This is a genomic window from Rhizobium sp. L1K21 (assembly GCF_024055895.1).
Taxonomy (GTDB): domain Bacteria; phylum Pseudomonadota; class Alphaproteobacteria; order Rhizobiales; family Rhizobiaceae; genus Ensifer_A.
In genome coordinates this window covers 2,409,911-2,436,418 of sequence record NZ_JAMXLE010000001.1, presented here as the reverse complement: position 1 = coordinate 2,436,418, position 26,508 = coordinate 2,409,911, and the positions used below count along the sequence as shown (strand labels likewise).

Here is a 26,508-nt window from a genome sequence, read left to right as displayed (position 1 = left end):
TGAGCATTGCGTATGGAATTTCAACCGGAAGACTGGACGGCACTCGCCATCAGCCTCAAAGTGGCTGTGGTCGCAGTCATCTTCAGTCTTCCCGTCGGCATCGCGGTCTCCTGGCTTCTGGCGCGCAAGGAATTTCCCGGCAAGACCCTACTGAACGGCTTGGTCCACCTGCCGCTCATCCTGCCGCCAGTGGTGACCGGTTATCTGCTGTTGATCGCCTTTGGCCGCAAGGGTTTTCTGGGTGCCTTCCTCGACAATGCCTTTGGTCTTGTCTTTTCCTTCCGCTGGACGGGCGCAGCCCTTGCCGCCGCCGTCATGGGCTTTCCGCTCATGGTGCGGGCCATCCGCCTGTCCATTGAGGCCGTGGATCAGCGGCTCGAAGATGCAGCAGCCACACTCGGCGCGAGCCGTTTGAGCATTTTCTTCACCGTCACTCTGCCTCTGGCGCTGCCCGGCATTGTCACTGGGGCAATCCTGGCCTTCGCCAAGGCGATCGGCGAATTTGGCGCGACGATCACCTTCGTCTCCGCAATCCCCGGTGAAACTGAGACGCTGGCCTCAGCGATCTACGCCTATACGCAGGTTCCAGGCGGCGACGCCGGTGCGGCACGCCTGACACTGCTTGCCATCCTCATCTCCTTTGCAGCCCTCATTGCCTCCGAAGCGCTGGCGCGTCGCACGGCAAAACGCATCGGGAGCGCTGCCTGATGCTGGATGTTGCCGTTTCCCATCGTCAGGGCAATTTTAAACTGCATGCCGCCTTCACCATCGAAAGCGGCCTCACGGCGCTGATAGGCCCGTCCGGCTCGGGCAAGACAACACTTGCCAACATTGTCGCGGGCCTCGTTCGCCCGGACGAGGGAGAGATAAAATTCGGCGCGACGTCTTGGCTCGACACGGGCAAGGGGCTTTGGGTGCCGCCGCATAAACGCAATATCGGCTATGTGTTTCAGGAGGGGCGTCTCTTTCCTCAGATGACCGTCCGTCAGAATCTCACCTATGCCCGCCGCTTCAAGAAAGTGCCGGCCAACGAGAAACGCGATGCCGACCTGATCGACCTGCTCGGCATTCGGCATCTTCTGGATCGCAGGCCGGATAAGCTCTCCGGCGGCGAAAAGAGCCGCGTGGCCATCGGTCGCGCCCTCTTTTCCGCGCCGGACCTTCTGATCATGGACGAGCCGCTTTCCGCGCTTGACCCCGCCCGCAAGGCGGAGATCTTCCCGCATTTGGAATATATTCGCGACGAGACCGGTATTCCCGTCCTCTATGTCAGCCACCTGATGGAGGAGGTGGCGCGGCTTGCAACAAACGTCATCGCCATCGAAAACGGAAAAATCATCGCCAGCGGCAATCCGGCAGAGGTGCTTGGCAGTCAGGCAACGCTTCCCGCCACCATCCCCGCCGGCAGTTTCCTTCAGGCGCGCATTGAAGAGATTTTTGCCGACGAAGGTTTGATGAAGGCCAACTCAGCCGCCGGAACCCTCTATCTGCGTATGGCAGATGCGGAGGTGGGCGATACTGTCCGTGTCCACATTCCGGCAACCGAGATCACACTGACACGGCAGGTGCCCGAACAGATTTCGGCGCTGAACAGGCTCTCCGGTCGGGTCGAAACAATCCGTTCAGAGGGCGGCGAAACGGAGATTATCATCAATTGCGGCGGTGAGCGCATATTGTCGCGCATCACATCCCGTTCGGCTGAGGCCATGGCGCTGCAACCGGGCGTCGAGATTTTTCTGCTCTTCAAGGCCGTCGCCATCGGCAGACAGGGCCTGTTTCACAGGCACGGTTAATCAGGCTTCCGTCTCGGGCGGACGCGCATTGTCCGACAGCCACTTAAGATCGTCATCAATCGCCGCACGGCTCTTGGCTTCCATCGCCTCATAGCGGGCAAGAAGTGTTGCACCAAATTCCGTCAGCTCTGCACCGCCGCCATGCTTGCCGCCCGTTTTCTTGGCCACCGCATCTTCTAAAAACATGGCGTTTAGCTCGTCCACCAGCATCCAGGCACGACGGTAGGACATGTTCATGGCGCTGCCTGCCGCGCTGATGGAGCCATGCTCTTGAATGAGCTTCAAAAGCTGCGCCTTGCCAGGGCCAAGCGGATGCTTGCCCGGCAGTTCCAGTCGCAGCTTGAAGCGAACCGTGTTCACGGGATGACCACCTTGCCGGGGTTCATGATGTTGGCCGGATCGAATGAACGCTTCACCCGGCGCATGAGGTCCATCTCGATATCGCTGCGGATGGCGGCCAGTTCGTCGCGTTTCAATTGACCGATCCCGTGCTCGGCCGATATCGACCCGCCATAGGACATCACGATTGCATGCACGCGATGGTTCATCTCGTGCCAGAGGTCGAGAAAGGCTTGCTTGTCGGCACCCACTGGCTGCGAGATATTGTAATGGATATTGCCGTCACCCATGTGTCCGAAGGCGCAAATGCGCGCGCCCGGCACCATGTCCAGCACGGCGGCGTCAGCCTCTTTCATGAAGGCGGGGATGGAAGAGACCGGCACGGAAACATCGTGCTTGATCGACCCGCCCTCCGGCTTCTGCGCATCGGACATGGATTCGCGCATATGCCAGATGGCTTTGGCCTGCGCCTCGGAGGCGGCAATGGTTGCATCTTCGATCAGACCATCCTCAAAGGCTTTCTCCAAAACGGCCTGCATCATCCGCTCCGCCGTTTCGGCAGAATCGGATGACGAGATATCGACCAGCACATACCAGTTATGCGTTCCTTCCAGCGGATCGCGTGCGCCCGGCGTATGCTTGACGGTGAATTCCATGCCCACCCGCGCCATCAGTTCAAAGCCGGTGAGCGCGGTGCCGCACAGGCGCGAGGCAAGTTCGAACAGCTTCAGTGCATCTTCCGACGACGCCAAACCCGCAAGCCCGACCTGATGGCCGAGCGGTCGCGGAAAGAGCCGCAGCACTGCGCCGGTGATAATGCCGAGCGTGCCTTCCGCGCCGATAAAGAGGTCGCGCAGGTCGTAGCCCGTATTGTCCTTTTTCAGCCGCCGCATGCCGTCCCAGACTTCGCCGGTCGGCAGCACCACTTCGAGCCCCAGGCACAGATGCCGCATGTTGCCATAGGCAAGCACCGCCGTGCCGCCGGCATTGGTGGCCAGATTGCCCGCCACCCGGCAAGACCCTTCCGAGCCAAGTGATAGCGGAAAGAGGCGATCTATCTTTTCAGCGGCAGCCTGCACATCTTGAAGAATGCAGCCGCCATCAACGGCAATCACATTGGCAACCGGATCGATATCGCGAACACGGTTCATCCGTTCCAGCGAAACGACAATATCCGTACCCGTATCACGCGGCACCTGCCCGCCCACGAGACCCGTTCCGCCACTGACCGGCACAATGGGCGTCTTGGTTTCGCTCGCCAGCTTCAGGATGTCGGACACTTCCTGTGTCGAGCCCGGTTTTAAAACCAGTGGAGTCTTGCCATGGTAAAGCCCGCGTCCCTCGACCAGATAGCGCGCAATATCGGCTTCGGCCTGAAAGGCATGCGTCTCTCCGACAATGGCGGAAAAGCGGGCAATCAACTCTTCGCTCAAAGGCGCAGTCATGGTCTTCCTTTCAAAGTGCGTTCAAGGCCGCGGTGCAGCAGCCCGCATAAGGCGGTCGTTAATAGCTTCGCCCAATCCTGCCATCGGAATGGGCGCAACGGCAATGGTTTTGGCGCCGGTCGCATCGGCCTGCTTCATCATCGAAAACAGATTGGCCGCGGCCTCGCGCAGGTCGCCAGACGGGCTGAGGTCGAAAGAGAAAGTGGCCTCACCAGCATTGTCAATCGCCTGGCCGCCGAAATTGATCAAGGCCTCACCGGCATTCACCCGGTCTGCCGCAAGCCGCATTGCAGCACCCGGTGCGTAATGCGAGGCGAGCATGCCCGGCGCTTCGATGGCGGCGGCGTGGTCGGCCCCGCGCTCCACCGTGCAGCCTGTCGCTGTTTCTATGTCTTCCACGGCAACCCCGCCGGGACGGAGCAGGATGAGCCGGTCTCCTTCAACCTTGATGATGGTCGATTCGACGCCAACACCGCAGTCGCCCGCATCCAGAATAACGCCGAGCTTGCTGCCCAGATCGTCGGCCACATGTTGCGCGCTGGTGGGGCTGATCTTGCCGGATGTGTTGGCCGAAGGTGCGGCAAGTGGTTTGCCGTAGCGCGCGATGAGCTCGCCCGCAATGCTGCGCGGCACGCGTATACCGACAGTCGTCAGCCCGGCTGTGGCCAGTTCATGCACGCCGTTTTCCCTGGCTGGTAACACCAGCGTCAGCGGGCCGGGCCAGAAGGCTTTGCCGAGGCGCACCGCCAGCGGCGAAAATTCCGCATAGCGCTCAGCCATCTCCATATCCGCCACATGGCAGATCAGCGGGTTGAAGCGCGGCCTGCCCTTGATCTCGTAGATACGCGCAATGGCCTTCGGGTTCGTCGCATCGGCAGCGAGCCCATAAACGGTTTCGGTCGGTATCGCGACCGGCTCGCCGCGCGCCAGTTCGTCAAGTGCACGGGCGAGTGCATCATCCAGATTTGCCGATGTGTCCAGTATCGCAGCCATTTGCCATCCTTCTGCGACGTCTCTTATCGCCAGAACGGTCAGAAATTCAACGGGATTCGGAGCAGCATTGATCGATTGGTGCTCAATGGCGCGCGCAGCAGGTTCAGGCAATCGCCTGAATGATCCTGCGCAAATCCGCGGTCTTTGCGCCCAGCAGAAGCACATTCTTGAATGCCGACATGGGGTTGCCGGTTCGAAACAGAAGCCCGTTGTCGCGGATTTCACGATTGATCGTCAGCCGCCGTGTCTCGCCTTCGCCTTCCATTTTCATGGCAACGGCAAAATACATGCGCGAATAACGCGGGTCGACATGGCTGAAAAAGCGCTCGTCACCGGTAATCTCCGCGGCAAAGTTTGCGATGTAAAAGCCCCAGTTCACATTCTCATGCTCTGCAAAACTGGTCTTCGAGGCGGTCACGTGAACATAGCCCAGATGCGGGGCCGCAGGCAGGGTCTTGTGAAAGATCAGCTTGGGAAAACGGATATCGTAATGGAAGTTATTGAGCCGCTCATGGGTCTTGACCCCGGCACTTTCCAACCGTTTGCCGGTGCGCTCGGCCACCTCTTCATAGGTGAGATAACGTTTCTCTTCCTCTAGCCAGTCTTCTTTCCAGCGCTCGATACGGCCAGTGCGCAAAAAATTCGAATGAACGGCTCTCGTAGGCACGAGTGCTTTGCTGGTCGACTTTTTCGCGTAATATCTGAACTTCGTCATTTCGAGCATGGAAGCTGATGTCTCTGCTGGATAATATAGTTTTCTATGGTTAACAGTTTGCTGCTTCGCATCCGTGTGGTCGTGACGCACGTTAAGGCGAGGGGATTTCCCGAAGCTTGCTTTCGTGAAACTGCCATCTGCATTCTGCAAAATCGAAACGGTCTTTCGGGGTAGTCTGTTGCTCTGATGCATGTGTTGACGTTTACGTAAAAATAAATTAGCTCTCGAAGGTGGAGAAGCAGGCTCTTGAAGCCGCTGAGAGAGCATTCATTGAATGGCTTAAAACGGGAGAATTTCGTCTTATGTATAAGGCCCCTGTCGAAGATATCATTTTCACGCTGAAACACGTCGCCGGCCTCAAGGACGCCATGGACAAGGGTCTGATGGGCGATCTGAGCGAGGATCTTCTGGACGCCATCATCACCGAGGCAGGCCGTTTTGCAACCGAGGAAATGGCCCCGCTCGCCGAGATTGGCGACAAGCAGGGCGCCCGCCTTGTCGATGGATCCGTGAAGACCCCGGATGGCTGGCCAAAGCTTTATAAAAGCTGGTCAGAAGGTGGTTGGAATTCGGTGGCCGCACCGGCCGAATATGGCGGTCAGGAACTTCCTTGGTCCATCGGTGCAGCGACCTTTGAACTCTGGAGCGCATGCACGCTGGGCTTTGCCGTCGGTCCGGGCCTGACAATCGGTGCGATCGAGGCAATCAATGCACATGCCTCTCCCGAACTGAAAGAAAAATATCTCCCCAATATGATTTCGGGTCAGTGGATGGGTGCCATGGCGCTCACCGAACCGGGCGCAGGCACAGACCTTGGCGTGATGAAGTCGCGCGCCGAGCCGCGGGCTGACGGGACATACCGGATTTTCGGCCAGAAGATTTTCATCACTTACGGCGATCACGATTTCACCGACAACGTCGTTCATCTTGTGCTGGCGAAATTGCCCGGCGCGCCTGCCGGGTCACGCGGCATTTCGCTGTTCCTCGTGCCGAAATTTCTCGTCAATGAGGATGGCTCGCTTGGCGCGCGCAACGACTTCTTCTGCCACTCCCTGGAAGAAAAGCTCGGCATTCACGGCTCGCCCACCTGCACCATGATTTATGGTGACGGCAAATATGGCGACGAGCCGGGTGCCATCGGCTGGCTCGTGGGTGAGGAAAACAAGGGCCTGGCCGCCATGTTCACGATGATGAACAATATGCGTCTGGATGTCGGCCTGCAGGGCGTTGGCATCGGCGATGCGGCAACACAGAAAGCCATCGAATATGCCAAGGAGCGCCTGCAGGGCCGGGCGCCCGGCTGGACGGGCGAGGGCATGAGCCCGATCATTGAACACCCCGACGTTGCCCGCATGCTGCTGACCATGAAGGCGCAGGTTCAGGGCTCACGCGCCATCACCTATATTACCGCATTTGCCATCGACATGGCCAATTCCACAGAGGGCGATGAAAAGACATACTGGCAGGAGCGCGCCAATCTTCTGACCCCCATTGCCAAGTCTTTCCCGACCGACATGGGCGTGGAAGTGGCCTCCACAGGCATTCAGGTCCATGGCGGCATGGGCTTCGTGGAGGAAACGGGTGCCGCCCGCTATTACCGCGACGCGCGCATTGCGCCCATCTATGAAGGCACCAACGGTGTGCAGGCGGTCGATCTGGTAGGGCGCAAGCTGCCTCAATCCGGCGGTGAACACGTGCGCGGTTTTATCGCCGAGCTGAAAGAGATTGCCGAGCAAGTGCGAGGCTCCAACAAACCAGGGTTCGGCAACACGGCCGACAAGCTCGATGCCTCTCTGCAGGACCTGGAAGATGCCGTCGAGTGGACGCTTTCAGCACTGGCAGATGGCAAGATGGCTGAGGCGCTGGCCGGTGCCACGCCGTTGCAGCGTCTCTTTGGTCTGACACTTTGTGGCGTTTACCTCGCCAAGGGCGGTCTGGCTGACGTGGATGATGGCGGGCAGGAAAAGCGCATCGCGCTCTGCCGCTTTGCCGCTGAAAACCTGATTTCGGAAACATCGGCGCTGAAGGACCGCATCATCGGTGGTTCAGACGCACTGGCCGCAGCCCGCGCGGTTCTGGCCTGAAGAAGAGAGTTTGAGGGAGGACAAAATGAGCGAAGACCATATTCTGATTGAAAACCCCGAGGCGCATCCGGGCGTCCGCGTGATCCGCATGAACCGGCCGGACAAGAAAAACGCCCTGACGCGTGCCATGTATGACCGGATGGCCGATGCGCTCATCGACGCCGACAAGGACAGCAATGTCCGCGTTGTCGTCATGTTCGGCGTTCCCGGCTGCTTCTCCAGCGGCAACGACCTGAACGATTTCATGGCGATCGCCATGGAACCCTCGCAGGCCAAGGGTGTGAACCGCTTCATTCTCGAACTCGGAAAATTTGCAAAGCCGCTTTTGTCCGGTGTTGACGGTCTGGCAATCGGCATCGGCACCACGATGAACCTGCATTGCGATCTCACCTTTGCAACGCCGCGCTCTCAGTTCCGCACACCCTTTACCGATCTGGCACTCGTGCCGGAGGCTGCGTCTTCCTTGCTCGGCCCCGCCAGCATGGGCCATCAGCGCGCCTTCGCCATGTTTGCCGCTGGCATCGGCTTTACCGCAGAAGAGGCCCGTGATGCCGGCCTGATCTGGAAGGTCGTTTCCGAAGATGAGCTGGAAGCCGTCACCCTCAAGGCAGCGGATGATCTCGCCGCCAAGCCGCCGAATGCGCTGGCCATCTCTCGCAAGCTCCTGAAAAAGCCGGTGGACGATATCAATGCGCGCATGCACGACGAGCTCCACCACTTCGCCAACCAGCTCAAATCCCCGGAAGCCATGCAGGCATTTCAGGCGTTCATGAACCGGAAGAAGTAAGGCCTGTTCAGGCCATATTGATGAATTTTGAAACCGGCTCGAAAGGGCCGGTTTTTTTGTTGCTCTACAGCCATTTCATCCCATCGAAACCGGATCATGGTTATCGTCCAATTTTGGGCGCATCTGGCTTTGTTGTCGACAGGACTTGCCCACATGGATATTGCGACTTTGCAATCTTTTGGTGATCAACGGCTGCAGCGCACGGTCCGCGCGCTCCGTCAGATCTCGGAAATTATGGAGTGGGAGCAAACATGAAACTTGTTATTGCGTCGATGTCAGCAGCCGTCCTGTTTGCGGCCGCAGGGGCTCAGGCTGCAGATGGAAATATTCTCAGCGAGACACCAGTTTCGTCTTGGGAGGGGGTCTACGGCGGTGTTTACGGCGGGTTTTCTGCCCAAAATGGCCGTTCAACGGCTCTAGGCACGTCCGGGTCGAGCAACTACAGCGGCGGACGTATCGGTGCCTTTGCCGGCTATAATCTTGAGCTGGCACCATCGACGATTGCGGGCCTGGAAGGTGACTTCGGATATGACTACGCCAAGGTCAAATCCACCGGCGCGAAATTCGGCCCCATGTGGTCAGTGCGCGCTCGCCTCGGCTATTCCGTGGATAGTTTCCTGATTTACGGTGCTGCCGGTTACACCGGAACGCGCGCTGAAGTGACCAATATTGGCATCACCAACAGGGGTACGCTCAACGGCTGGACGGTTGGGGCAGGTGCTGATGTCAAAATCACCGAAAACGTGTTTGCTAGAGCCGAGTACCGCTTCAATCACGTGACCGGAAACATCAATGTCCTCGGCATACCAACGAGCAACCGGGTTCAGCAGCACGTCTTCAATGTGGGTCTCGGCTTCAAGTTCTGATCGCGCGCTGGCGTATCAGCCTCGCCTCTCTGGCGGGGCTTTCTACGTTACGGATGAGTCCGTGACCTAGCTCAGAACAAGGCGCATGCGCCCGGGTCGCGCACCGTCTTCGCCGGTTCCTTTGAAGCCCAGTTTTTCCAGCAATTTCCAGGATGCCACATTGGCGGTTCGGCATTCGGCAATCAGCCGCCGTTCCGGGAAAGCGGTCTTCAGTGCGGCCATGACAGCTGAAACGGCTTCGGTCGCGATACCCCTGCCATGCAGGTCACCCTTTACCCAATAACCGATTTCGGTCTCGCCGCTCTCATGCAGGTGCACCCCGATCAGCGCGGCCAACTCTCCGGTCTCGGAAAGCCAGCCACCGAGAAAATTGTCACGCCCGGTGCCGTCGCCAACGATCAGCGTCTGCGCATCATCCGCCGTAAAATTGTCAGGCAGGAAATGCACAACGCCGGTAATCCTCGGATCGTTGGTCATTTGGGCGAGTGCTTCTGAATCCTGGCTGGAAAGAAGCCGAATGGACATTCTCTCCGTCGAAAGGGGCAGTATTGCCACAAGTCGGTCGTGCAGTTCTGTCATTCTCATCTCACTCTCGTCACGCACTTTTCGGCCAAGCGGGCTTTTCGCCAGCATCGTGCCGCCCGATATCAGTGGCAGCGCCTGATTGGCAAGTGCACAAACCGTAACCAATCTCAACCGAGACGAAATCGCAGCATCTTTGCAGCCGTCAGTGCCGCAAAAAACAGCACAAAGCTTGCCGCGGCAATACCATATTGCTGCAGGGTCAGTGGCGCAAAGTCGAGAAGCCGCGTGAAGGCCGGCCAGACAAGCGCTAGCGCGGTAATCAAACCCACCAGACCTGCAACCCCCAGCAACGCCGAATTGGGCCGCGTCAGTTCAGAGCGCAACGAGGCGGAGAACGTGCGGTTTGTCAGCACAATGGCGAGAATGCTCAACACGAGAACAACAAATGTGAGGCTGCGAACCTCTTCGGCTGGCAGGCCTCCGTGAAGGCCAAAGAGATAAACGCCGCTCGAAAGCAGCAAGGCGGATATGCCCTGCAGGAAGGCAAAGGCGGCAAGACGACGAGGGAGAAGCCGCGCGCGCGGCGAGCGCGGTGGCCGCCGCATGATATCCCGCTCTTCGCGTTCAGCCTCGAAAACCAGACTGCAGGTCGGGTCAATAGCCAGTTCCAGAAGCGCAATATGGATCGGCCCGACAATGAATGGCATGCCAAACACAAGCGGCAACAAAGCCAATCCTGCAATGGGAATGTGAATGGCAAATATGAATATGGCAGCCTTGCGCATATTGTCGTAGATGCGCCGTCCGAGCTTGATGGCCGCAGGAATGGCCGTGAAGTCATCTTCCATGAGCACGATGGACGAAGCTTCGCGTGCAACATCGGTGCCGCGTTTGCCCATGGCAATGCCGATATGTGCGGCCTTCAGCGATGGCGCATCGTTTACGCCGTCGCCGGTCATCGCCACGATTTCACCGGCTGCCTTGAAGGCATTCACGATACGCAGTTTCTGTTCCGGCATGATGCGGGCGAAGACATTGGCGCTTCTGATCCGCTGGGTTAGCGCTGCATCATCGAGTTCGCCTAGCATCGCTCCCGTCACCACGTCGTCGCCCTTGATGCCAGCGTTGCGGGCAATGGCAAGCGCGGTTTCAGGATAGTCGCCGGTGATCATGACCACCCGCAAGCCTGCCGACTGGCAAAGTGCAATGGATTCGGGAACCTGTTCGCGCAGTGGGTCGGCAAGACCCGTCAGCCCGAGAAAGGAAAAGTCGAAGCCATGCGGCGTTTCAGGCCAGTCTGCGCCCGAATGGCCGGCTTCGGCAATGCCGAGAACCCTCTGGCCGCGCCGCGCCATGTCCGTTGCCTGCTGGAGAATGCGCTTAGCCATCGCGCCCTCGATTTTGCAGAGCTGCAAAATGGCTTCTGGCGCGCCCTTGGCAACAACGAGGCTGATTTTCTCCTCGTCTCTGGTATCCCAAACCTGCGTGACCGCCAAAAGATCGCGGCGCAGACCATATTCTTGCGCCAGTGTCCAACCATTCTCGCCGGGATGCCCATCCGGAAACACCGTCTCCGCATGGTCATGAAAGGCAATCTCCATCGGGTCGAATGGATTGACCGAACAGGCGAGAATGCCGCGTCCGAGAATATGGGTGAAGTCGCCATTCGGCAGCTCTGAGCTATCGGAAAGGTCGAATGCGGTGCCATCGGCAAGAACCAGCGAGACAATCGACATGCGGTTTTGGGTAAGGGTGCCGGTCTTGTCGGTGCACAATATGGTCGCAGAGCCCAGCGCCTCAATCGCGGACGCCCGCCGCGTCAAAACCTTCACCTTGGAAATGCGCCATGCCCCCATGGCCATGAACACGGTCAGGACAACCGGAAACTCTTCCGGCAGCATCGACATCCCAAGCGCAATGCCTGAAAGCAGGCCCTGAAGCCAGTCGTCATAGATGAGCCCGTAAAGCAGAACCGCCGAAAGGCTTGCCGCTGCACCCAACACGGCGAAAATCCGCACCAGACGGTAGATTTCGGCGGCCATTCGCGGCCGGTCCTCGCTGATGCCGCTGAGCGACTGGCCGACTTTTCCAAGCTCGCTGCGCGGCCCGGTCGCCGTCACTTCACAAATCCCGCTGCCGCGCACGATCATCGTTCCGGAATAGACAAAACCCTGACGGTCGCTTGTTTCAGCGTCGTTTTGCGCAACAACGAACTTGCTCACCGGCACCGATTCACCCGTCAGCAGCGCCTCGTCGGCTTGCAGGTCATGGCTGGTGCGCAAAAGCGCGTCGGCCGGAACCCGCTCGCCTTCGCCAATTTCAATCAGATCGCCGCGCACAAGTTGAGTAGCCGCGATCTTTCTGCGTTGACCGTCTCGAATGACGATTGCCTGCGTTCCGGTGAGGTTCTTGAGCGTTTCCAGAACACGCTCGGTCTTGAACTCCTGATAGAAGGTGATGCCGACCGACATGGTGGCAAAAAGCATCAGGATCAAGGCTTCTCCAAGGTCGCCCAGCAGCAAATAGATAACCGCGGCGGCAAGCAACAGCGCCAGCATGGGCTCACGAAGCACGTCGGCTGCAATGGAAAATGCGGAGCGTTTGCCATCCGAAGCGAGCTGATTGGGCCCCTCCTGTGCAAGCCTTGCGTTCGCCTCGTCTTCCGTCAGGCCGGTCAGGCATGCTCTTTCAGGTTTTTGCTGGTGCGACTTGTTCTGTTGGTGCATCTCTAAAACCCTCGCTCAAGCGAGGCCATGGCGTTTCTGGCTCGGTCCTGACCCTAGTCACGCTGGCAATGTGCACCTTGATGTGTGTCAAGTTTGGGAAAACGCGCAGAACCGGCCACGTGCCGCCACACGTGACCGGTTCTGGCATGGAAGCTGCTCCGCTATTGTCCAGCGGAACAGCCTACCCGCTCAGGCCGCCTTCCTGAGAGGGGTTCTGCTGAGCTTGATGCCCGCTGCTGTCAGCATGCCGCTGGCGCCCTGCAGCCATCCGTCAATGAGTTCGAGCGCCAGAAAACGATCGCGCTGAAACGGGCCCGGCATCATCAGCGTTTCCGTCTTGTCGGCAAAAAAGCCGAACCGCTCGTAATAGGGCGCATCGCCCACCAGAAGAACCGCACCATGGCCGAGCCGCTTGGCTTCCATGACGGCCGTGCGCATGAGCGCGCCGCCCACACCGCGCCCTTCATAGGCGCTATCGACCGCCAGAGGGCCGAGCAGAAGGGCAGGCAATGGCGCACCCTTCGGTGTGATACCGGCATGAACGTCCCACAGGCGCACAGTGCCGATCAACTGACCGTTCTCATCGCGTGCGACAAAGGCAAGTCCTTCCGCCGGCACGCGGTTGCGGCGCAGTTTCTCCGAGCTCTTCTTGCGGCGATCCGGCCCCATGGCGATATCAAGCAGACGCTCACGCGCCACGACATCGGCGGGCGTTTCGCGCTCGATCGTGTAAACGCTCTTCGGCGCAACCGGAAGAACGTCGTCTTTCGGATAGGTCGCCTCACGTACCGGAGGAAGAATATCAAGAACAGTGAGCATGGCGCTCTCCCGAACTTCATGTGCCGTTCATGCGGCTCGAAACGTGTGCCGCAAGACGCGGCGGTTGGACAAGGGGATCCTCGCCCCGGTTCTAGGGGGAGAGGATGTTTCGCACCGGGCAGCGTTGCTGCCCGGCCTTCAAACAGGTGAGGGGAATTGCTCTGTTTCGTGGCGGTCTCGGCGGCGTTCTGCCTCGCGAGCCCGGCGCGGTTAGATGCAATAGGACTTCAGCGGTTCAAAACCATTGAACGCGACAGCCGCATAGGTGGTCGTGTAGGCACCTGTGCCTTCGATCAGAACCTCGTCACCAATGGTGAGCGAGATCGGCAGCGGATACATGTTCTTTTCATACATGACGTCCGCCGAATCGCAGGTCGGGCCAGCCAGCACGCAAGGCTCCATGTCGTCGCCGTCACGGTCTGTGCGGATCGGATAGCGGATGGCCTCATCCATGGTTTCGGCCAAACCACCGAACTTGCCGATGTCGAGATAGACCCAGCGATGCGCGTCATTGTCGGACTTCTTCGAAATCAGCACGACTTCCGACTTGATGATACCCGCATTGCCGACCATGCCGCGGCCCGGTTCGATGATGGTTTCCGGTATCTGGTTGCCGAAATGCTTGGTCAGCGCACCAAAGATCGCCTGGCCGTAAGCTTCCGCCGTCGGGATGTCCTTCAGGTACTTCGTCGGGAAACCGCCGCCCATGTTGACCATCTTCAGCTCGATGCCCTGCTTGGCAAGCGAGGTGAAAACGCGCTTTGCATCAGCAAGAGCCGAATCCCATGCGTCGAGTTTCGTCATCTGCGAACCAACGTGGAAGGATACACCGTAAGAGGTGAGGCCAAGCTGGTGGGCATAGACAAGCACGTCGACAGCCATCTGCGGCACGCAACCGAACTTGCGCGACAGCGGCCATTCAGCGCCTTCGCCATCGGTGAGAACGCGGCAGAACACGCGGGCGCCAGGGGCGGCGCGGGCAATCTTTTCCACTTCCTCATGGCAATCAACAGCAAAAAGGGAAACGCCGAGCGCATGAGCGCGCGCTACATCGCGCTCTTTCTTGATCGTGTTGCCAAAGGAAATGCGGCTCGGCGTTGCGCCGGCATTGAGCGCCATTTCGATTTCAGCAACGGATGCGCAATCGAAATTGGAGCCCAGGCCAGCGAGAAGGCGCAGGATTTCCGGCGCCGGATTGGCTTTCACGGCATAATAGATCGAGGAGTTCGGCAGCGCGCGGCGGAATGCGTTGAAGTTGTTTTCAACGACATCAAGGTCCACCACCAGGCAAGGGCCTTCGGGCTGGCGGGTTTTGAAGAAGTCAATAATGCGCTGCGTCATGGTCGGATCTCCTCTGAGTTCCAAGGTTCAAATTCTCCGGCAAAAAGCCGGTAGGACAAAGGGTGTCAGAGATCGTCGAAGGAACCAGCCGGTGGAGACCCCGGAACCTTTTACGAACGCTTACACGGCGTTTGAACGAGCACACGGAAAATCCGCGCGATCATTCGCTTTGTCTGCCTTGGATTGGAGGGGTGGTCCCAACCGCACTTCCGGCAATGAAGATGTGTGCCTCATCTCGTAACCCCGGCTGTTGGAAAGCCGGCAGACACTAGAAAGGCCCGCACCGTCGTTGCTTCAAGATGTCCTCACTTTTCCGGTTGGCCGGAAGAGCGACTGGAGCGGTTAGTTCCAGGTACCTTACCGATGACCTCACCTTAGGACTGCTTTTGTCCAGTTCGAGGGTCGGCGGACACCCACAGGCACGTGCGACTTTGGGCAAGGGGACACTTAAGGGTGTTCGTTGTCATTTTCAAGAATTTTTTGGACCCCAAGCAAAAAAATTCGAAGATTGATTAGTCAGGTTGTGGTCCATATATACTGAACAAACCGGAGACATTGATCATGGATACACTCACCCGCATTCGCGCATTTATCGATGTGGTTGATGCACAAGGTTTTTCCGCAGCGGCACGGAAACAGGGACGCTCCAAGGCCCTGCTGTCCAAATATGTGCGCGAGCTTGAAGACGAGGTGGGTGCGCTTTTATTGAACCGGACGACCCGGCAATTTTCGCTGACCGATGCTGGCCGCACCTATTATGCCTCGGCCTCTGCGATCCTGAAGGAAATCGACGATCTTGCCGATCTCGTGCGCGAGACCAATTCCGATCTGAAGGGCCGCTTGAAAATATCGGTCCCCCGCACCTTCGCCGACGCCGAGGCCGGCCAGGCGCTCATCGATTTCGTCATCCAGAACCCGGAAGTGCGGTTGGAAATCAGCGCTGAAGATCGCTTCGTCGATCTGGTGGAGGAGGGTTTCGACCTCGCCATCCGCATCACCCGGCTTCAGGATTCCGGTCTCATTGCCAAGAAACTCGCAGATTTCAGTGTCATCATCTGCGCGACGCCCGCCTTCGTCGAGAAGTACGGCCCCATCGAGACGCCCGAAGACCTGGCACGCGTGCCGTGCCTGATTGATACAAACAGCAGAAATCGTGCCAACTGGCCGTTCCGCGACAAGGACGGCAATTCCTACTCGGTCAATGTCAAAGGCCCGCTCGAAATCAACAGCCCGCCGTCAACACTGCGCGCGGCGCTCAGCGGTCTGGGTGTCGCACTGCTGCCCGACTTCGTTGCCGCCAGCAGTCTTGAAAAGGGTGAACTGGTCCCGCTGCTCCAGGATTACATGCTGTCGGAATCTGGCATCTATGCCATCTATCCTCATCGCCGCTATCTGCCGGCAAAGGTGCGCGCGCTTGTCGACTTCCTGACTAACTGGTTCAAGAAGTGCGATTGAACGCGCGGTAACACTTCGGTCTTAATCGAAACATTTACGCAATGTGCATGATAGCCTTTTCATGAAAGCCGATTGCGGCTTGCATGCCGATTTTGTCGAAAGGTTTTGATTGTGATTGCTGAATATTTGCCGAAACTTTTGCTCGCCTGGTCCATCCAGCTCATGGGTGTTTTTTCGCCGGGGCCAAGCGTCATGCTGATCCTTGGCGTGGCCACCAGCAGTGGCCGTGCGCCCGCATTGATGACGGCCTTCGGGATTGCCTGTGGTTCCATCATTCTTTCCACCGCCACTGCGCTCGGCATTGCCGTTCTCTTTGCCGATGTCGCCGTCTTCATGACCGCGGTTCGCCTCCTGGGCGCTGCTTACCTTTTCTGGCTGGCCTTCAAGGCATTCGGCAAGGCGCTGAAAAATCCGCCGATCGCGTTTACGGCAAACCCGGCAAAAAGCATGCGCCGCACCGGGCTTGATGGTTTTCTGCTGCAGATTTCCAACCCGAAGGCGATCGCCTTCTGGCTGGCCATTGCCGGTGTCGGCGGCATCGGCAACGCACCGGCACCCATCATCGCGCTCTTCATTGCCGTTGCGTTCGTCAATTCCTTCGTTGGCCATGGCGGATATGCCCTGCTGCTCTCATCCCCGCCGATCCGCAATCTGCTCGTGCGGTTCCGCTCCTGGGTGGAGAGTTTTCTGGGCTGCTTCTTCGTCTTTGCGGGCTTCAAACTCCTGACCTCAAAAACGTAAGCGGGTTCCATGCGACAAACTGGTGCATGCAACCGCTTGCGCCGGCATTGACCCCATTTCGGTCTCAATTGTATGGAATCGCCGTTGAGGTCTTTCACTGGGAACCGAATCTTGAAAACGACGATCTTTCGTTTGGCGGCGGCCATCGTGTTCTTCCCGTGTGCTGCCTTTGCTCATCCGCACATTTTCGCCGAGGCGCATCTGGAAATTGTCGCCGGCGACGACGGAACGGTTTCGGAGCTGCGCAATGTCTGGCGTTTCGACGAGGTGTTCTCCTCCTCCGTTCTTCTCGATTTCGACAAGAACGCCGACAATCAGCTCGACCATAGCGAGCTGGCCGATGTCGGTGCAGTGGTGCTCGATTCCATGCAGGAATATGATTACTTCCTCAACATCACCCAGAACGGCAAGAACATCACGGTCAAGAAACCCTCACAGATGATCGCCGACTACAAGGATGGCCAGCTTCTGCTGATCTTCGCCGCCGAGCCAAAAGTGAAAATGCCCCTGAAAGGCAATATGAGTTTCGGCGTTTACGACCCCACCCTTTATACGGCCATGGATTTCCCAACCGACGGTGACATGATGGTGGAGGGCAAGGCCTTCAAAAAATGCACCCACAAGGTTGTCCGCCCTGATCCCGATGAAGTGATCTCCCAAAACCAGTCGCAGCTGACCGAAGCCTTCTGGAACGATCCGATGGGAACGGACAGATCAAAGCTCTTTGCAACGAGGATTGAGATCGCATGCGGTTCATGAAGGTGCACAAACCCGAATTCCTTATCGCCACAATCCTGCTTGCGCTCATGGCCAATCATGCCTTTGCAGCCTCACCACTGGGCATTGGCACAGCCGAGCCATCCTTCAATACCGGCGGCTTCGGCGGAAGCTTCCTCGCCTGGGTCAATGTCGAACAGCAGCGCTTTTACCGCGCGCTGACCACCGCTCTGTCGGCCATGCGGGCCGATCCTTGGAAGCTCTGGACACTCATCGGTCTGTCTTTCACCTATGGTGTCTTTCATGCCGCCGGCCCCGGCCACGGCAAGGCTGTCATTTCCTCTTACATGATCGCCAATGAGGTGCAACTGCGCCGCGGTGTTGTCATTTCCTTCATTTCGGCTCTGGCCCAGGGCGCGACGGCCATTCTTGTCGTCGGTGCAGCCTTTTTGGTCTTGCGCGGCACATCCATTTCGCTCACCAACGCCACCAATGCGCTGGAAATGGCAAGCTATGCGCTGGTCGCGCTCTTCGGTGCCTGGTTGCTTTATAAAAAGCTGAAGAGCCTCTTTGCGGCCAAACCTGTCGTCGCTTTGGAATTTGCCCACGCGCACGCCCATCACGATCACGGCCATTCCCATAGTCATCACGATCATGACCATCACCATACGCACAGCCACGCTCATGATCATGCCCATGCCCATGCCCATGTCCATGTCCATGCCCATCATCACCATGGTCCGGGAGAGGTCTGCGAAACCTGCGGTCATGCCCATATGCCACCGCCGGAAACGCTGGGCGCGAAAACCTTTTCGATCAGGGAAGCCTTTTCCGCCGTTTTCGCCGTCGGGCTGCGGCCATGCTCGGGCGCATTGATCGTTCTCACATTCTCGCTTCTGAACGGGCTTTATCTCGGCGGTGTTCTCTCCGTGCTGGCAATGTCCATCGGCACGGCCATCACCGTGTCCGTTCTCGCGATCATGGCCGTTTCGGCGAAGGGTCTGGCCGTGCGGATGGCAGGCGAAGGGTCCAAAGCCGTGATCATTGGCAATGCCATCGAAATTCTCGGCGCACTGCTGGTCATGCTCATGGGCATCATCCTGCTTCTGGCGGCACTTCAGGTTTAGATCCTGAGCGTAGTTCTCAGCGCTACCCGAGAACGAAGCGGTGAACGAAGAAGATCGCCGCTTTGACCATCCCGAAGACCACGCCGCCGGCAACCGCCATGGCAATCACGAAGGCGACGAGACCGCCAATAATCCAAACGCCATCGCGCCCGATAATGCCGAATGCCATGATCGAAATCGCCATGGCAGGCAACATATTGCCGAGCGGCACCGGCAGAAGCAGCACTATTGCCAGAATAAGGCACAGAAATCCGACGAAATATTCAAACGGCGGCTCGGTCAGGAACAGAAGTCGCATGCGCAACAAGCGCTCGGCCCAGGCAAGCCAGGGATTGCCCTTTTCAATAATGGCCACGAAATCGCTGTGTTTGATGGAGCGGTTGGCGATAAACCCCGGAAGCCAGGGTTTCATGCCGAATGTCAGCTGTGCTGCGAGAAAGACCAGCGGCGCACCCAGAATGGCAGAGGTGCCGGGCGGTGTCGGAATACAATTGGGAAAGGCAAAGATCAGCATCAACGCGCCAATGGCGCGGTCGCCCAGCACGTCGAGAAGGTCGCGGATATAAATGCGTTCCATCTTGCCGTTTTCGGCAATATTGCGAAGGATGCGCGATGTGCGAACCCGCCGCTCCATTTTGAGCTTTTTCGCTTCTGCTCTGTTGCTTGCCGTATTATCCATCAAAACACAGTTTCTTTACTTAATCCGCTCAAGCCCGGCAACCACTTCCACATGGGGTGACCATAGGAACTGATCAACCGGCGTAACACGCTTTATGCCGTAACCAGCGTCAACAAGAAGTGAAAGATCGCGCGCAAAAGTAACAGGATTACAACTGACTGCAGCGATCTTGGCAACGCCGGATCGCGCCAGCTCCTGAACCTGATTTTCTGCGCCGGCGCGCGGTGGATCGAACACAACGGCGTCGAAGGCCTTCAACTCCTTTGCCATCAAAGGGCGGCGAAAGAGGTCGCGTCGCTCCACCGTTACCGGTTTCAGCCCCTGCACGCCGCGCAGTCCGGCCTGAAGCGCAGCGAGTGGTTTTTCTTCCATCTCCACTGCATGCACCTTGGTTGTTTGCGCCAGACGCAAGGCAAAAGTTCCCGATCCGCAAAACAGATCGGCAACCGATTTGGCTTTGCCGACAATCTCGGACACCATCTCCGCCATCGCATTTTCCGCGGCCAGTGTCGCCTGCACAAAGGCACCGGGTGGCGGGGAGACATCCGCCGTACCGAATCGCAGAACCGGTTTCACCGGCTCCACCAGAATTTCACCGCCGAAGCTCAGCCGCGCAATGCCTTTGATGGCCAGAACACATTCCACTGCCTTCTGGCGGTTTTTGTCGGTTAACCTTTTCAGCCCGTCTATGGCGATATCAAGGCCGGTCAGGGTTTCCAGAACGCTTATTCTGAACGGCGAACTGTCAGAGGAAATGGCAAGCCCCACCCGTCGGATATCGTCCAGCCGTGCGACGATGGATGGATGGGAGATGGGACATTCGGATATGGCAACGATATGATGGCTACCCGCTTGGTTGAAGCCGAGAAGCAGACCCTTTTCCGTCTTGCGGGCCGCAAAAACGGCGCGCCGCCGCTCACCGGGTCGGCAGGTCACCAGCGCGCCCACCTCTGCTTCGATATGGCGTGCACGCAATGCGCTGACCACGAGGTCGCGCTTGAATTCGCCGTAAAGCGCGCCACTGACATGCTGCAGGGAACAGCCGCCACAGGTGCCGTTTACCCCGTCCGGTCCAAAATGGCGACAGGCAGGCGTCGCCCGTTGCAGCGAAGGCGTGGTCAGCGCCATCATCATGCCTTGGTTCTTTTCCCGCGCGATCTTCACCGTGTCGCCGGGACAGGTAAACGGCACGAAGACCGGCCCTTCCGGCGTCCTGGCAATGCCGTCGCCGCCGGCGCCCAGTGCTGTGATGTCAACCGTGTCTGCACTCATGTCTTCTGTCCCGCCAGCAGGAATTCTTCGTTTCCATCACCGCCTGAAATGGGCGAGGGTGCCACGCCGAGGCTTTTCCACCCGGCTATCGTGTTCAGCCAGACGGCCATGTCGTCCGCAATCATTGGCCCCATGGATTTGTCCTTGAGCAAGCCACCTTTTCCGATGGCATCGCGCCCTGCCTCGAACTGCGGTTTGACGAGCAGCAGGCAATATGCCCCTGGTGCCGCCAACAAAAGGGCGGGCGGCAAAGCCAGTTTGAGAGAGATGAAAGAGACATCGGAAACGACGAAGCCGATTTCTCGATCCCCCACATCCTCTTTCGTCAGTGTTCGCGCGTTGATCCCTTCAAGATTGGTGATCCGCGCATCGCCAAGCAGGCTTTCGTGCATTTGTCCGTGACCGACGTCAATTGCCGTCACATGCGCAGCACCGGCCTCCAGCAGCACTTGTGAGAACCCGCCGGTAGAGGCCCCGATATCGAGACAATTGCGGCCTGCAGGCGAGAGCGAAAATCGCGCAAGCCCCTCCTTCAGCTTCAAGGCTGCCCGCGAGACATAGGCCGAAGCGGGGTCATCAACCACGATTTCGGCGGTATCAGAAAATGTTGCACCGGCCTTTGTCACCTGCGCACCATTGACGTGCACCGTTCCACGCCCGATGGCATCGCGCGCCCGTGATCGGGAGGCAAAAAAGCCGCGCGAAACGAGCAATTGGTCCAGGCGCTGGGGTGCTTCGGAGATCATGAAATTCTCATGGCCTGTTGAAGAGCCCAGTGCAAGGCAAAATATAGGTCGCAATGGCTTGGGAAATATCCCTCTCATTAATTAAGCGTAAACTAATGCACGTAAGAGTGGCGATATTCAGAAATTGCAGTTTATGTTTATGATACGTCATCGCAATAGACACGGTTGGTCCGCCGGCCCTGTCCAGTGCGATGTTCCCCAATGACTGTCCGGGCGCTTCCGCCCCGGCTGTGGCCCAGCGATGGCCAAAACCTTATAGCCCGGCGCAAGCCGGGCTTCTTTCTTCAGTGAAATCCCCGAGACGGCAGCGTTCCGCTGAAAATTTGACGGACGTCAAGTTTCCATAATAAAAAGTCGAATTTCACGAATGTCCGGTGTCTGAATTCACGCATCATTAAGTTTGCTGTGGCCTTCTTCGGTTGAAATGATCCGCAACCGTTCGCGGCGATTCATCTATGACGGGACCGACGATGCTTTCCAAAATTCGCAATTTGCCGATGACACTCCAAATTCTCTTTGGAGTCTTTCTGGTCCTCGCCGCCGGCGAGACCTACAAAGTATCTACAACCATCGCACAGGATTGGAAGCAGATTGCGGTTGATGGTGAGCTGCGTGGCGATGCCGCCCTCGACATGTTGGAAGCACTGCATGTACAGGCCATGCTCAACCGCGGTCAGCTGGAAGAGGGTGACCCGGCGGTTGAAACGCTCAATGGCACGATGCAGCTGTTTTCCCAGCAAAATGAAAACACTGATATCTGGGTTGTGATGGCTCCGAAGGTCATCAACTTCCAGAAGGAAAACGATCAGCCGGTTCTGCTGCCCAAGGATTCCTTTGACGAGCAGGCCATCCAGAATGCAGCACACATTGCTCAGGTGGAGGGAAATCACCTGCGCCTGACCCGCCCGGTTGTTCTGGGCGTCGGCACTGCGGCTGACGAGCGCTGCGAAGGTTGCCACACGGGCATGATGGAAATCGAAAAGGGCGAGGTCATGGGCGCCTACAGTGCCGCCGTCGATCTCGGGCCTGAAATAGCAGCCTGGAAAGCGCGTCTGTGGACCCGTATCCTGACCGGCGTCGTCATGCTGGTTCTCACCCTCGGCTTCATCATGCTCATGCTGCGCTTGACCGCGCTGAAGCCGCTCCGTCACCTGGCCGCTGTCACCGGCAAGCTGGCTGAGGGCAATGTCGATGTTGCAACCGGCATGGAAGGCCGCCGCGACGAAATCGGCTCCTTGGCCCGCGCGCTGGAAATCTTCAGAAAAGCCGTCATCAGCAACAAACGTCTGGAGGCGGAAACCGAAGAACACCGCAAGCAGGCCGAAGCCAACCGCATCGCAGCCCAACAGCGCGCCGAAGCGGAAGCAGCCGAAAAACTGCGTGTTGCGACGGCCGGTCTCGCCAGCGGCATGAAGCGCCTTGCCTCCGGCGATTTGTCGTTCCAGATCGAAGAAAAGTTTGCGCCCGAATTCGAGGAGTTGCGTCAGGACTTCAACGCCTCGATCGAGCAGCTTGGCTCTGCGCTCCAGTCCATCAGCCGCACCGCAGTCGCCATCGACCGCGATTCCAGCGAAATCGCCACCGGCGTCGATGAACTCTCCAAGCGCACGGAAGATCAGGCCAGTTCTCTGGAACAGACAACCGTGGCTTTGGGGCAGATCACCGCCAATGTTCAAAGTTCGGCAACGCGCGTGATCGACACCCAGTCAATCGCGGCCGAGGCCAATGACAGTGCAGTGAAATCGCGGTCCGTCGTCTCCAACGCGGAAACATCCATGGAGCGCATTCAGGAATCCTCCGGCAAGATCGCCAGCATTATTGGTCTGATCGACGAAATCGCTTTCCAGACCAACCTCCTGGCCCTGAATGCCGGCGTTGAAGCCGCCCGCGCCGGTGATGCCGGCAAGGGCTTTGCGGTCGTGGCACAGGAAGTGCGTGCGCTTGCAGGCCGCTCGGCGGAAGCTGCCAAGGAAATCCGTGAGCTCATCGACAATTCCACCCACGAAATCGAGGGCGGCGTGCGCCATGTGCGCGAGGCCGGCGATGCGCTGACCAAGATTGCAGAACTCATTGCCTCGATCCACGAACACATGGATGCAATTACCGCCTCCTCCAAGGAGCAGTCCACCGGCATCGGTGAGGTGAACCGCGCTGCAGCAACGCTCGATCATGTCACTCAACAGAACGTCACCATGGTCGAAAAGGCCTCCGCCTCCAGCGCAAGCCTTGCAGAGGAAGCAGCCCTTCTGCGCGAAATGGTTGCCCGCTTCAAGCTGGCTGAGTCGGTGTCAGCGTCTGCGCGCGACCGCGCAGCCTGATTGGGATCACTTCATAACCGGGTCAGAACATGGTAGCTGTCGGCCCGGGATGATGTGAGCGGCGGGTTTGCCGCTACCCATGGGAGACACGCATGAAGAAGGCCGCATTCGCAACCATCTTGACCCTGCTTGCAGGAACGGCAGCCGCCAACGACACGATGGCCGAACTCAAGACCGGCGGCCTTGCCTTCATCACCACGCAAGACATTTCCATGGAGAGCGAACACCTCACCATCAGCCCCGAATTCGTGGATGTTCAATATCGTTTCCACAACAGCGCCGATCACGACATCGAAGCGCTTGTTGCCTTCCCGATGCCCGATATTACCGGCAGTGTCGATTTCATGACCGCGGTGCCGGACGATGCCGCCGACAATTTTCTCGACTTTACCGTCACCCAGGACGGCGTGGCCATCGAACCCAATCTGCAGCAGCAGGCCATCGTCGAAGGCGTAGATTTCACCAATCTCTTGAAAGAGCACGCAGTTCCCCTGACGCCGGTGGCCAACAAGACGATGGATGTGCTTGAGGCTCTGCCCAAAGATGTTCTCGATGAATGGGCACTCCTCGGTCTCATTTACATCGACGAATTTGATGCCGGCAACGGCTGGGAGCGCCACCCAAAGCCGCTATGGACCCTGAAATCGGTCTATTGGTGGAAAGCCAAATATCCTGCCGGGGCAGACACATCCGTCCATCACCGCTATCGCACAAGCCTTGGCGAGACCGTCTCCGTCACCTATCTCGACGATGGCAAGCCGCAAGGCGAGCGCTATGACGATTACGTCAAGCGTTACTGTATCGACGAGAGTTTCGTGAGGGTCGCCCAAAAGAATCGCGAGGCGGAAATGAATGGAATGCCGCTCTACACCGAGGCCTGGATTTCCTACATCCTGACGACGGGCGCCAATTGGTCAGGGCCGATCAAATCCTTCACCCTGACCCTCGACAAGGGCGACCCGAAAAACCTCATCAGCTTTTGTGGCGACGGCGTGAAGAAGACCGGCCCGACGACATTCGAGATGCATCTGACGGATTTCTATCCGCAGAAGGATCTCGACATACTGCTCTTGAAACGCTTCAATCCGTAAGGATTCAGCCGGCCGAACCAAGCCCCGCACTCGACTGACCGAGAGCTGCAAACACGGTTTTGACGATGCCGTGCCGGTCGAGACCAGCCCGCGCATACATCGCCTCCGGCTTGGCATGATCGAGCCACAGGTCGGGCAGCGCCATGGGGCGGACCTTGAGCCCGCCGTCCAGCAGGCCTTCACGGGCCAGGAAATTCAGCACATGCGATGAAAAGCCGCCGATTGCGCCTTCTTCGATCGTGATCAGCACTTCATGCTCATGCGCAAGACGGCGAATGAGGTCTTCATCGAGCGGCTTGGCAAAACGCGCATCCGCAACGGTGGTCGAAAGGCCCGCAGCCTCCAAATCTTCAGCCGCAGCCACGCATTCGGCAAGCCGGGTGCCGAAGGACAGGAGCGCAACCTTGGTGCCTTCCCGGATGATGCGGCCCTTGCCGATTTGAAGAATCTCTCCACGCTCGGGCATTTCCACGCCCACGCCTTCCCCGCGCGGATAACGGAACGAAATCGGGCCTTCGTCATATTCAACGGCGGTGCGCACCATGTGTTTGAGCTCCGCCTCATCGGCAGCTGCCATCACCACAAAGCCGGGCAGGGCGGCGAGATAGCCGGTGTCGAACGAACCCGCGTGCGTCGGCCCGTCCGCCCCCACAAGACCGGCACGGTCGATGGGAAAGCGCACCGGCAATTTCTGGATGGCGACATCGTGCACGACCTGATCATAGGCCCGCTGCAGGAAGGTGGAATAGATCGCCGCAAACGGCTTCAAACCTTCTGTTGCCAGCCCCGCAGCAAAGGTCACCGCATGCTGTTCTGCAATGCCGACATCGAATGTGCGGGCGGGAAATTCGCTCGCAAACTTGTCGACGCCTGTGCCACCCGGCATGGCCGCGGTAATCGCCACAATTCTTTCGTCGAGTCGGCCTTCCTGCACCAGCGTTTCGCCGAAGACAGACGTATAGCTCGGTGCGTTCGGTTTGGCCTTGGCCTGCGCGCCGGTGATGACGTCGAACTTGTTGACACCATGATATTTGTCGGCGGCCTTTTCAGCCGGTTCGTAACCCTTGCCCTTTTGCGTCACCACATGGATCAGCACCGGCCCTTCCGCATTGTCGCGCACATTGCGCAAAACGGGCAGAAGATGCTCGAAGGAATGACCGTCAATCGGCCCAACGTGATAAAAGCCCAGCTCCTCGAACATGGTGCCGCCGGTCACATAACCGCGGGCATGCTCCACAGCACGGGTAATCGCCCGGTCCACCTTCTTGCCGAGATAGGCTGTCAGTTTCTTGCCGAATTCGCGAATGCCCATATAGGTGCGGCCAGAGGCTAGGCGTGCCAGATAGGCGCTCATGGCACCGGTCGGCGGGGCAATCGACATATCATTGTCGTTGAGGATCACGATGAGGCGCGCATCAAGCGCACCGGCATTGTTCAACGCTTCGAATGCCATGCCCGCAGACATGGCACCGTCGCCGATAACCGCGATCACCTTGCGCCCGTCATGCTTGAGTTCGGAGGCCACCGCCATGCCGAGACCGGCGGAAATGGAGGTCGAAGAGTGACCCGCGCCAAACGGGTCGTATTCGCTTTCAGTGCGTTTGGTAAAACCGGAAAGTCCGTCTTCCTGGCGAATGGTCCGGATGCGATCGCGCCGCCCGGTCAGGATCTTGTGCGGATAACACTGATGGCCGACATCAAAGATCAGCCGGTCGTCTGGCGTGTCGAAAACCTTGTGAATGGCAATCGTCAATTCAACAACGCCAAGCCCCGCGCCCAGGTGACCGCCGGTCTGGGAGACCGCATCGATCATTTCTGCGCGCACCTCTTTGGCGAGGGCTGGCAGTTCCTTGTCCTCGATCTTTTTCAGGTCGGCAGGCGATAAAACCTGATCCAAAAGCGGTGTTGCTGGGCGTTGAGTCAATCTGG

At 58.4% G+C, this 26,508-nt stretch carries 23 protein-coding genes; 11 read left to right on the top strand and 12 right to left on the bottom strand.

Features of this window, described 5'->3' with window-relative positions; translation table 11 throughout:
• Positions 1 to 12 precede the first annotated feature (12 nt).
• Both modB and modC read left to right on the top strand, forming a co-directional pair.
• A complete protein-coding gene (gene modB / locus NHF56_RS11785) occupies positions 13 to 708 on the top strand; it encodes a molybdate ABC transporter permease subunit (protein ID WP_252804505.1) in 696 nt (231 codons plus the stop codon).
• On the top strand, positions 708 to 1,793 hold the full coding sequence (gene modC, locus NHF56_RS11780) for a molybdenum ABC transporter ATP-binding protein (protein WP_252804503.1): 1,086 nt from the start codon (positions 708 to 710) through the stop codon (positions 1,791 to 1,793). Before modB ends, modC begins: the two co-directional genes overlap by 1 nt.
• Here the strand turns inward: modC and NHF56_RS11775 are convergent, their stop codons facing one another.
• From NHF56_RS11775 to NHF56_RS11760, 4 genes are all read right to left on the bottom strand, one after another.
• On the bottom strand, positions 1,794 to 2,153 hold the full coding sequence (locus tag NHF56_RS11775) for a LysR family transcriptional regulator (protein WP_252804501.1): 360 nt from the start codon (positions 2,151 to 2,153) through the stop codon (positions 1,794 to 1,796). It lies immediately after the preceding gene.
• A complete protein-coding gene (locus NHF56_RS11770; RefSeq protein ID WP_252804499.1) occupies positions 2,150 to 3,577 on the bottom strand; it encodes an FAD-binding oxidoreductase in 1,428 nt (475 codons plus the stop codon). The genes NHF56_RS11775 and NHF56_RS11770 overlap by 4 nt, the downstream gene beginning before the upstream one ends.
• 21 nt (positions 3,578 to 3,598) lie before the next feature.
• Positions 3,599 to 4,570: an L-threonylcarbamoyladenylate synthase gene (locus NHF56_RS11765; RefSeq protein WP_252804497.1), complete on the bottom strand. Its 972-nt coding sequence runs from the start codon at positions 4,568 to 4,570 to the stop codon at positions 3,599 to 3,601.
• 103 nt (positions 4,571 to 4,673) lie between these two features.
• Entirely contained in the window at positions 4,674 to 5,285 is a 612-nt protein-coding gene (locus NHF56_RS11760) for a DUF6656 family protein (protein WP_252804993.1), read from the bottom strand.
• A gap of 302 nt (positions 5,286 to 5,587) precedes the next feature.
• Between NHF56_RS11760 and NHF56_RS11755 the strand changes: the two genes are divergently transcribed.
• The 3 genes from NHF56_RS11755 (at position 5,588) to NHF56_RS11745 (ending at position 9,022) form a co-directional block, all read left to right on the top strand.
• Positions 5,588 to 7,369, top strand: coding sequence for an acyl-CoA dehydrogenase (locus NHF56_RS11755; RefSeq protein WP_252804495.1), 1,782 nt, complete (start codon positions 5,588 to 5,590; stop codon positions 7,367 to 7,369).
• A gap of 25 nt (positions 7,370 to 7,394) precedes the next feature.
• A complete protein-coding gene (locus NHF56_RS11750; protein WP_252804494.1) occupies positions 7,395 to 8,156 on the top strand; it encodes a crotonase/enoyl-CoA hydratase family protein in 762 nt (253 codons plus the stop codon).
• Positions 8,157 to 8,407: 251 nt separating this feature from the next.
• Positions 8,408 to 9,022 carry an outer membrane protein gene (locus NHF56_RS11745; protein ID WP_252804493.1) on the top strand — a complete coding sequence of 205 codons (615 nt, stop codon included), beginning with the start codon at positions 8,408 to 8,410 and terminating at the stop codon, positions 9,020 to 9,022.
• Positions 9,023 to 9,088: 66 nt separating this feature from the next.
• Here NHF56_RS11745 and NHF56_RS11740 read toward each other — a convergent pair whose 3' ends face one another.
• The 4 genes from NHF56_RS11740 to odc2 all read right to left on the bottom strand — a co-directional run bounded on the left by NHF56_RS11740 (position 9,089) and on the right by odc2 (position 14,433).
• Positions 9,089 to 9,601 (bottom strand): GNAT family N-acetyltransferase, encoded by a 513-nt coding sequence (locus NHF56_RS11740; protein ID WP_252804492.1) that lies wholly within the window; start codon positions 9,599 to 9,601, stop codon positions 9,089 to 9,091.
• 113 nt (positions 9,602 to 9,714) lie between these two features.
• Positions 9,715 to 12,273, bottom strand: a complete 2,559-nt coding sequence (locus tag NHF56_RS11735; protein ID WP_252804491.1) for a cation-translocating P-type ATPase — start codon at positions 12,271 to 12,273, stop codon at positions 9,715 to 9,717.
• Positions 12,274 to 12,462: 189 nt separating this feature from the next.
• Complete coding sequence (locus NHF56_RS11730; protein ID WP_252804490.1) at positions 12,463 to 13,092, bottom strand: GNAT family N-acetyltransferase; 630 nt, start codon at positions 13,090 to 13,092, stop codon at positions 12,463 to 12,465.
• Positions 13,093 to 13,302: 210 nt separating this feature from the next.
• On the bottom strand, positions 13,303 to 14,433 hold the full coding sequence (gene odc2 / locus NHF56_RS11725) for an ornithine/lysine decarboxylase (protein WP_252804489.1): 1,131 nt from the start codon (positions 14,431 to 14,433) through the stop codon (positions 13,303 to 13,305).
• 561 nt (positions 14,434 to 14,994) lie between these two features.
• On the opposite strand from odc2, the gene NHF56_RS11720 reads away from it, so the two are divergent.
• From NHF56_RS11720 to NHF56_RS11705, 4 genes are all read left to right on the top strand, one after another.
• Positions 14,995 to 15,888: a LysR family transcriptional regulator gene (locus NHF56_RS11720; protein ID WP_252804488.1), complete on the top strand. Its 894-nt coding sequence runs from the start codon at positions 14,995 to 14,997 to the stop codon at positions 15,886 to 15,888.
• A gap of 111 nt (positions 15,889 to 15,999) precedes the next feature.
• The gene (locus NHF56_RS11715) at positions 16,000 to 16,629 is read left to right on the top strand and encodes a LysE family transporter (RefSeq protein ID WP_252804487.1); all 630 of its coding nucleotides are present in this window, start codon (positions 16,000 to 16,002) and stop codon (positions 16,627 to 16,629) included.
• Positions 16,630 to 16,740: 111 nt separating this feature from the next.
• Positions 16,741 to 17,388: a DUF1007 family protein gene (locus NHF56_RS11710; RefSeq protein WP_252804485.1), complete on the top strand. Its 648-nt coding sequence runs from the start codon at positions 16,741 to 16,743 to the stop codon at positions 17,386 to 17,388.
• On the top strand, positions 17,385 to 18,473 hold the full coding sequence (locus tag NHF56_RS11705; RefSeq protein ID WP_373456298.1) for a nickel/cobalt transporter: 1,089 nt from the start codon (positions 17,385 to 17,387) through the stop codon (positions 18,471 to 18,473). Before NHF56_RS11710 ends, NHF56_RS11705 begins: the two co-directional genes overlap by 4 nt.
• A 22-nt stretch (positions 18,474 to 18,495) precedes the next feature.
• On the opposite strand, the gene NHF56_RS11700 is transcribed toward NHF56_RS11705, so the two are convergent.
• Genes NHF56_RS11700 through NHF56_RS11690 form a run of 3 tightly spaced genes read right to left on the bottom strand, consistent with a single transcriptional unit; the run spans position 18,496 to position 21,170 of the window.
• Complete coding sequence (locus NHF56_RS11700; RefSeq protein ID WP_252804991.1) at positions 18,496 to 19,107, bottom strand: exopolysaccharide biosynthesis protein; 612 nt, start codon at positions 19,105 to 19,107, stop codon at positions 18,496 to 18,498.
• Between the two features lie 60 nt (positions 19,108 to 19,167).
• The gene (locus NHF56_RS11695; RefSeq protein WP_252804483.1) at positions 19,168 to 20,424 is read right to left on the bottom strand and encodes a class I SAM-dependent RNA methyltransferase; all 1,257 of its coding nucleotides are present in this window, start codon (positions 20,422 to 20,424) and stop codon (positions 19,168 to 19,170) included.
• Complete coding sequence (locus tag NHF56_RS11690) at positions 20,421 to 21,170, bottom strand: TlyA family RNA methyltransferase (protein WP_252804481.1); 750 nt, start codon at positions 21,168 to 21,170, stop codon at positions 20,421 to 20,423. Before NHF56_RS11690 ends, NHF56_RS11695 begins: the two co-directional genes overlap by 4 nt.
• A 455-nt stretch (positions 21,171 to 21,625) precedes the next feature.
• Here NHF56_RS11690 and NHF56_RS11685 point away from each other — a divergent pair, with 455 nt between their 5' ends.
• Both NHF56_RS11685 and NHF56_RS11680 read left to right on the top strand, forming a co-directional pair.
• The gene (locus NHF56_RS11685) at positions 21,626 to 23,488 is read left to right on the top strand and encodes a methyl-accepting chemotaxis protein (protein WP_252804480.1); all 1,863 of its coding nucleotides are present in this window, start codon (positions 21,626 to 21,628) and stop codon (positions 23,486 to 23,488) included.
• A gap of 92 nt (positions 23,489 to 23,580) precedes the next feature.
• On the top strand, positions 23,581 to 24,579 hold the full coding sequence (locus tag NHF56_RS11680; RefSeq protein ID WP_252804479.1) for a DUF4424 domain-containing protein: 999 nt from the start codon (positions 23,581 to 23,583) through the stop codon (positions 24,577 to 24,579).
• 4 nt (positions 24,580 to 24,583) lie between these two features.
• On the opposite strand, the gene dxs is transcribed toward NHF56_RS11680, so the two are convergent.
• Positions 24,584 to 26,503: a 1-deoxy-D-xylulose-5-phosphate synthase gene (gene dxs / locus NHF56_RS11675; protein WP_252804478.1), complete on the bottom strand. Its 1,920-nt coding sequence runs from the start codon at positions 26,501 to 26,503 to the stop codon at positions 24,584 to 24,586.
• Positions 26,504 to 26,508 lie beyond the last annotated feature (5 nt).

Bases quoted from the DNA above. Each gene is read 5' to 3' on its own strand.
- modB (WP_252804505.1), top strand. From the start codon at position 13: ATGGAATTTCAACCGGAAGACTGGACGGCACTCGCCATCAGCCTCAAA.
- modC (WP_252804503.1), top strand. From the start codon at position 708: ATGCTGGATGTTGCCGTTTCCCATCGTCAGGGCAATTTTAAACTGCAT.
- NHF56_RS11770 (WP_252804499.1), bottom strand. From the start codon at position 3,577: ATGACTGCGCCTTTGAGCGAAGAGTTGATTGCCCGCTTTTCCGCCATT.
- NHF56_RS11765 (WP_252804497.1), bottom strand. From the start codon at position 4,570: ATGGCTGCGATACTGGACACATCGGCAAATCTGGATGATGCACTCGCC.
- NHF56_RS11760 (WP_252804993.1), bottom strand. From the start codon at position 5,285: ATGACGAAGTTCAGATATTACGCGAAAAAGTCGACCAGCAAAGCACTC.
- NHF56_RS11755 (WP_252804495.1), top strand. From the start codon at position 5,588: ATGTATAAGGCCCCTGTCGAAGATATCATTTTCACGCTGAAACACGTC.
- NHF56_RS11750 (WP_252804494.1), top strand. From the start codon at position 7,395: ATGAGCGAAGACCATATTCTGATTGAAAACCCCGAGGCGCATCCGGGC.
- NHF56_RS11745 (WP_252804493.1), top strand. From the start codon at position 8,408: ATGAAACTTGTTATTGCGTCGATGTCAGCAGCCGTCCTGTTTGCGGCC.
- NHF56_RS11740 (WP_252804492.1), bottom strand. From the start codon at position 9,601: ATGACAGAACTGCACGACCGACTTGTGGCAATACTGCCCCTTTCGACG.
- NHF56_RS11735 (WP_252804491.1), bottom strand. From the start codon at position 12,273: ATGCACCAACAGAACAAGTCGCACCAGCAAAAACCTGAAAGAGCATGC.
- NHF56_RS11730 (WP_252804490.1), bottom strand. From the start codon at position 13,092: ATGCTCACTGTTCTTGATATTCTTCCTCCGGTACGTGAGGCGACCTAT.
- odc2 (WP_252804489.1), bottom strand. From the start codon at position 14,433: ATGACGCAGCGCATTATTGACTTCTTCAAAACCCGCCAGCCCGAAGGC.
- NHF56_RS11720 (WP_252804488.1), top strand. From the start codon at position 14,995: ATGGATACACTCACCCGCATTCGCGCATTTATCGATGTGGTTGATGCA.
- NHF56_RS11705 (WP_373456298.1), top strand. From the start codon at position 17,385: ATGAAGGTGCACAAACCCGAATTCCTTATCGCCACAATCCTGCTTGCG.
- NHF56_RS11700 (WP_252804991.1), bottom strand. From the start codon at position 19,107: ATGGAGCGGCGGGTTCGCACATCGCGCATCCTTCGCAATATTGCCGAA.
- NHF56_RS11695 (WP_252804483.1), bottom strand. From the start codon at position 20,424: ATGAGTGCAGACACGGTTGACATCACAGCACTGGGCGCCGGCGGCGAC.
- NHF56_RS11690 (WP_252804481.1), bottom strand. From the start codon at position 21,170: ATGATCTCCGAAGCACCCCAGCGCCTGGACCAATTGCTCGTTTCGCGC.
- NHF56_RS11685 (WP_252804480.1), top strand. From the start codon at position 21,626: ATGACGGGACCGACGATGCTTTCCAAAATTCGCAATTTGCCGATGACA.
- NHF56_RS11680 (WP_252804479.1), top strand. From the start codon at position 23,581: ATGAAGAAGGCCGCATTCGCAACCATCTTGACCCTGCTTGCAGGAACG.